Origin of the sequence: Mycobacterium sp. 1482292.6, from assembly GCF_001672995.1 — a bacterium.
GTDB lineage: Bacteria > Actinomycetota > Actinomycetes > Mycobacteriales > Mycobacteriaceae > Mycobacterium > Mycobacterium europaeum_A.
Genome location: NZ_LZKV01000256.1, coordinates 1 through 4,281, shown reverse-complemented (window position 1 = coordinate 4,281; position 4,281 = coordinate 1). Strand labels below are relative to the sequence as shown.

Annotated in this window: 5 protein-coding genes and 1 pseudogene; 2 read left to right on the top strand and 4 right to left on the bottom strand. The window is 70.1% G+C overall.

From position 1 onward, the window contains the following. On the bottom strand, nucleotides 1-254 hold a 254-nt coding region (locus A5624_RS26225; protein WP_197519037.1), incomplete at its 3' end, for a BatA domain-containing protein. Between the two features lie 54 nt (nucleotides 255-308). After that, a complete protein-coding gene (locus tag A5624_RS26220) occupies nucleotides 309-1,331 on the bottom strand; it encodes a cupin (protein WP_066873259.1) in 1,023 nt (340 codons plus the stop codon). A 144-nt stretch (nucleotides 1,332-1,475) separates the two neighbouring features. Between A5624_RS26220 and A5624_RS26215 the strand changes: the two genes are divergently transcribed. Together A5624_RS26215 and A5624_RS28755 are read left to right on the top strand one after the other, a co-directional pair. Continuing rightward, the gene (locus A5624_RS26215; protein ID WP_066873256.1) at nucleotides 1,476-2,186 is read left to right on the top strand and encodes a GntR family transcriptional regulator; all 711 of its coding nucleotides are present in this window, start codon (nucleotides 1,476-1,478) and stop codon (nucleotides 2,184-2,186) included. 81 nt (nucleotides 2,187-2,267) lie between these two features. Then, entirely contained in the window at nucleotides 2,268-2,720 is a 453-nt protein-coding gene (locus tag A5624_RS28755) for a hypothetical protein (protein WP_066873253.1), read from the top strand. A gap of 10 nt (nucleotides 2,721-2,730) precedes the next feature. Here the strand turns inward: A5624_RS28755 and A5624_RS26205 are convergent, their stop codons facing one another. Together A5624_RS26205 and A5624_RS26200 are read right to left on the bottom strand one after the other, a co-directional pair. Further along, nucleotides 2,731-3,819, bottom strand: a complete 1,089-nt coding sequence (locus A5624_RS26205; RefSeq protein ID WP_066873250.1) for an adenosine deaminase — start codon at nucleotides 3,817-3,819, stop codon at nucleotides 2,731-2,733. Beyond that, nucleotides 3,816-4,281 (bottom strand): annotated as a pseudogene (locus A5624_RS26200) (thymidine phosphorylase); the annotation flags it as partial. The gene A5624_RS26205 and the pseudogene A5624_RS26200, both read right to left, overlap by 4 nt.

Sequence of the window (4,281 nt, the reverse complement as noted above, 5' to 3'; positions counted from 1 at the left end):
CCCGCCATCGCGGTGGTCAGCAACACCAGCGCGGCGGCCAGCAGGATGGTCGGCACGTGACGCCACTTGCTTGGCCGCGGCGGCGCGACCCGCTCCAGCACCTCCATGTTGGCGAAGCGCAGCACCCGGCGACGACGGGCGAACTGCTGCACGACGTAAAGGCCGATCACCAGCAGCACGATCAACAGGACCAGGAAGAACCAGGCGTTCTGGAAGCCCGTGAGCGACACCGGTCCCAGCAGGGGCACCTTCATGTCCAGCCACACTATTCGCCGAACTCCGGCGGTGCATGGGCCGCCGCCGGGGGATCACCCGGCCAGGTCGCGGCGCTGGGTGAACTTGATGTCCAGGCTGCGCAGGTGGGTGTGCAGCCCGGCGTCCTGAACGGGAATCAGGTGGGCGGCCTCGTCGGTCTCGTTGTAGTGGGCGTGCCACATGCCCGGCGGGGTGGTGAAGGCGCAACCCGCCCGCCAGTCCACCCGGATGGGATCGACGATGTCGCCGCGGGAGTCGAGGCGGGTGCCCAGCAGCGTGTAGCAGCCGGACGCCGGGGCGTCGAGGATGAGATCCAGCGCGACCGACTGGTGCCGGTGCGGGCGCTGGACCTGGTTGGGCGGCAGCACCCCGAACATGGCCCACAGCACGTGCGTGATGGTCAGCGTCTGCTCCTGATCGGCGTTGGCCAACAGCACGCTCACCCGGCTCTTCTCGTTGGCGCCGGGGCGCGCGGCGATCTCCTCGAGCTTGGCCACCGCGTCGGCGCGGCGGAACTTGGTCGCCTCGAAGCGCGGCCGGGTGGCCTCGGCGCCCAGGTATCGCATCAACGGCTCGTCGTGCACCCAGTACATGGCCGTGTCGGCGGCGGCGTAGAACACCGACCGGCAACCGGCGGGCAACGTCACGAAGTCGCCCTTCTCCCACTCGACCAGCCGGCCGTTGACCGCCGCGAAGCCGCGCCCGTACAGCACGTAGTACAGCTGCGAGGTGGCGTTGGGGCTGGTGTCGATGTGCTCGCCTGCGCGGATGCTGACGAAGTTGGCCAGCAGCGCCGGGCTGGTCGCCGCGCCGGTGCCGATGCCCAGCTCCCGGGACAGGTCCAGCGGGATCACGCCGGTTGCGGCATCGAGGTAGAGCTCGGGATCGAACCGGCGCAGCGGAACCGCGGGGACGTGCCCCGACCCGATCGGGTTGGCCGCCTTGGAGTACTCGAAGTACTCGGCCTGGGCGGCCCACTCTTCGAAGCGGCCCTCGAACCCGTATTCGGCCACGTTGATCATCGGTGCCGGGACCGTCGGATCCAGGTTCGGGGTCAATGTCTGCGTCGTGGCCATCTCGGTCTCCTCACCGCTTGGGCATCTCTCGTATCCGAATAGTATTTATCTTGTATCTTAGTGTCAATATGCCCTGGTAAAAGAAGGCTCGTGTACGGTCAGGAGCACCCTTGAGATACGACTTAGCTACCAGAGCGGGGCGGTATGGCGGCGAAGAGCCCGCGGCCGGGCACGGCCAAGGATCGCGCGCTGGATCACGTCAAGGCCCAGATCCTCACCGGCGAGTTCGCCGGCGGCGAGCTGATCAGCGAAGGCGACGTCGCGACCGCGCTGGGGATGTCACGCACCCCGGTGCGCGAGGCGTTCCTGCGCCTCGAGGCCGAGGGGCTGTTGCGGTTGTATCCCCAGCGCGGCGCCCTGGTGGTCCCGGTCTCGCCCGGCGAGGTCCGCGCGGTGATGGAGGCCCGGCTGGTGCTCGAGCAGTTCGCGGCGGCCAAGGTGGTGGGACGCGGTCCCGCCGTGTGGGCCGTGGTCTTCGAACGGCAATCCGGCGAGCTGCGACGGCAGGGTGCGGCCGCGGCGGCCGCCGACTGGCGGGAATTCCTGGAGTCCGACCGCGCCTTCCACGCCATCACCCTGGAAGAGTCGGGCAACGCGATCCTGTCCAACTTCTACTCGACGCTGCGCGACCGCCAGATGCGGATGATCGGGGAATCGGCGCTGCGTGAACCCGATCGGGTGGCCACGATCATGGCCGAGCATCGGGGCATCGCCGAGGCCCTGCGCGACGGCGACCTGCCGCGGGCGCTCCGGGCGGTGCAGACCCACCTGGCCAGCACGGTGCGGGCCATGGGGCTGTCGGTGGAGCCGGACCCGTTATGGGCTACCGGATCTGGCGCGCATGGCGCAGACTGATCGACAGCCCGGACAAGCCGTGCCGGGCCCGTAGCTGGGGGCACGATGGCTTGGACGATCTCTACAGGAGTCCGCGACGTGATGGCGAAAACGGTTGTGGCCGCAGCGCTGATCGCGGTCGCCGCGGCGGGTGCGGGCGCACGGGCGAACGCGATGCCCGCGCCGGCCGCGCGAATCCTCGTTGCGCCGCAAGATAATCCCGATCCCGGCCTGCCGACCAACCCGTCCGATCCCCGATGTGTGGCGATGCCAGAGGTCGCGCAGTGTCAGGGTGGGCCGTACGCCGCCGACGCCGCCCCCACCGGCCCGGCGGATACCGCATGCATCAGCCAGCCCGCCAATCCCGTGTGCGCCGGAGGCCCGTACGCGCTGCCGCCGGCGGCCGCCCCGCAGATCGCCCCGCCGCCGCCCGCGGCCCCACCGCCGCCGGTGGACCAGGCGCCGATCGCGCCGCCGCCCGTCGCGCCGCCGGCAGTGCCGGTCGCGCCCGCGGCACCGGCCGACCCCGACATCGGGATGCCGGGGCACATATGACGGTGAGCCGCTAGCCGATCAGCACGGCATAGCGCGGCTTGATCACCTCGTCGATGATCGCCAGCCGCTCGTCGAACGGGATGAACGCTGACTTCATCGCGTTGATGGTGAACCGCTCGAGGTCGCTCCATCCGTAGCCGAAAGCCTCGACCAGCCGGTGCATTTCGCGGCTCATGAAGGTGTCGCTCATCAGCCGGTTGTCGGTGTTCACAGTCACCCGGAAGCGGGTGCGGGCCAGCAGATCGAACGGATGCTCGGCGATGCTGTTGACGGCACCGGTCTGCACGTTGGAGCTGGGGCACAGCTCCAGCGGAATTCGCTTGTCCCGCAAGATGGATGCTTGTTGACCCAGCCGGACCTTGCCGTCGCCCAGCACCTCGATGTCGTCGACGATGCGCACCCCATGGCCCAGCCGGTCCGCCCCGCAAAAGGCGATCGCCTCGTGAATGGACGGCAGGCCGAACGCCTCACCGGCGTGAATGGTGAAGCGCGCGTTGTGGTCTCGCATGTATTCGAAAGCGTCCAGGTGCCGGGTCGGTGGGTTGCCCGCCTCGGCGCCGGCGATGTCGAACCCGACAACTCCCTTGTCCCGGAACCGGATTGCCAGCTCGGCGATCTCCCGGGACACCGCCGCGTGCCGCATCGCGGTGACCAGCAGGCGCACCACGATCGGGCGCCCGGCCGCGGCGCAGGCCTTCTCACCGTCGGCGAAGCCGGCCAGCACGGCGTCGACGATCGCATCGAAAGACAGCCCGCGGTCGATGTGCAGTTCGGGCGCGAACCGGATCTCGGCGTACACCACCGAGTCCTCGGCCAGATCTTCTACGCACTCGTAGGCGACCCGGTGCAGCGCCTCGGGCGTCTGCATCACCGCGACGGTGTGCGAGAACGGCTCTAAGTAGCGCTCCAGCGAGCCGCTGTGCGAACGGGTGCGAAACCACGTCGCCAGCTCGTCGACGTCGGTGGCGGGCAGCCCGTCGTAACCGATCTGCCCGGCGATCTCCAGCACCGTCGACGGGCGCAGGCCGCCGTCGAGGTGATCATGCAGCAGGGCCTTGGGGGCCTTCCTGATCTGCTCGAGGCCCAGCGGTGCGGTCATGTCATGATCCGATCGATGATCAGCGGCCGGGGAGTCGGGGCCGTGTCGCCGACGCTCCACCCGCCGTCCAGCTCGGCCAGCGCGGCACCGAAACGCTCCGGGGTGTCGGTGTAGAGGGTGAACAACGGCTCGCCGGCGGTGACCGGTTCGCCGGGCCGGCGGTGGATCCGGATCCCCGCGCCCAGCTGCACCCGCTCGCCCGGGCGGGACCTGCCCGCGCCGAGCCGCCATGCCCCCAGCCCCACTGCCATCGCGTCGATATCGCCCATTGTGCCGCCCCGGGGCGCGGTCACGGTCTCGGCATGCCGACCGAGGGGCAACGGCACCGACAGATCGCCGCCCTGGGCCGCGACGAGCCGGCGGAACCGGTCCATCGCGGTGCCGTCGCGCAGGGTGTCGGCGGGGTCGCGGTCGGCGATCCCGGCCAGCTCCAGCATCTCGGAGGCCAGCCGCAGGGTCAGC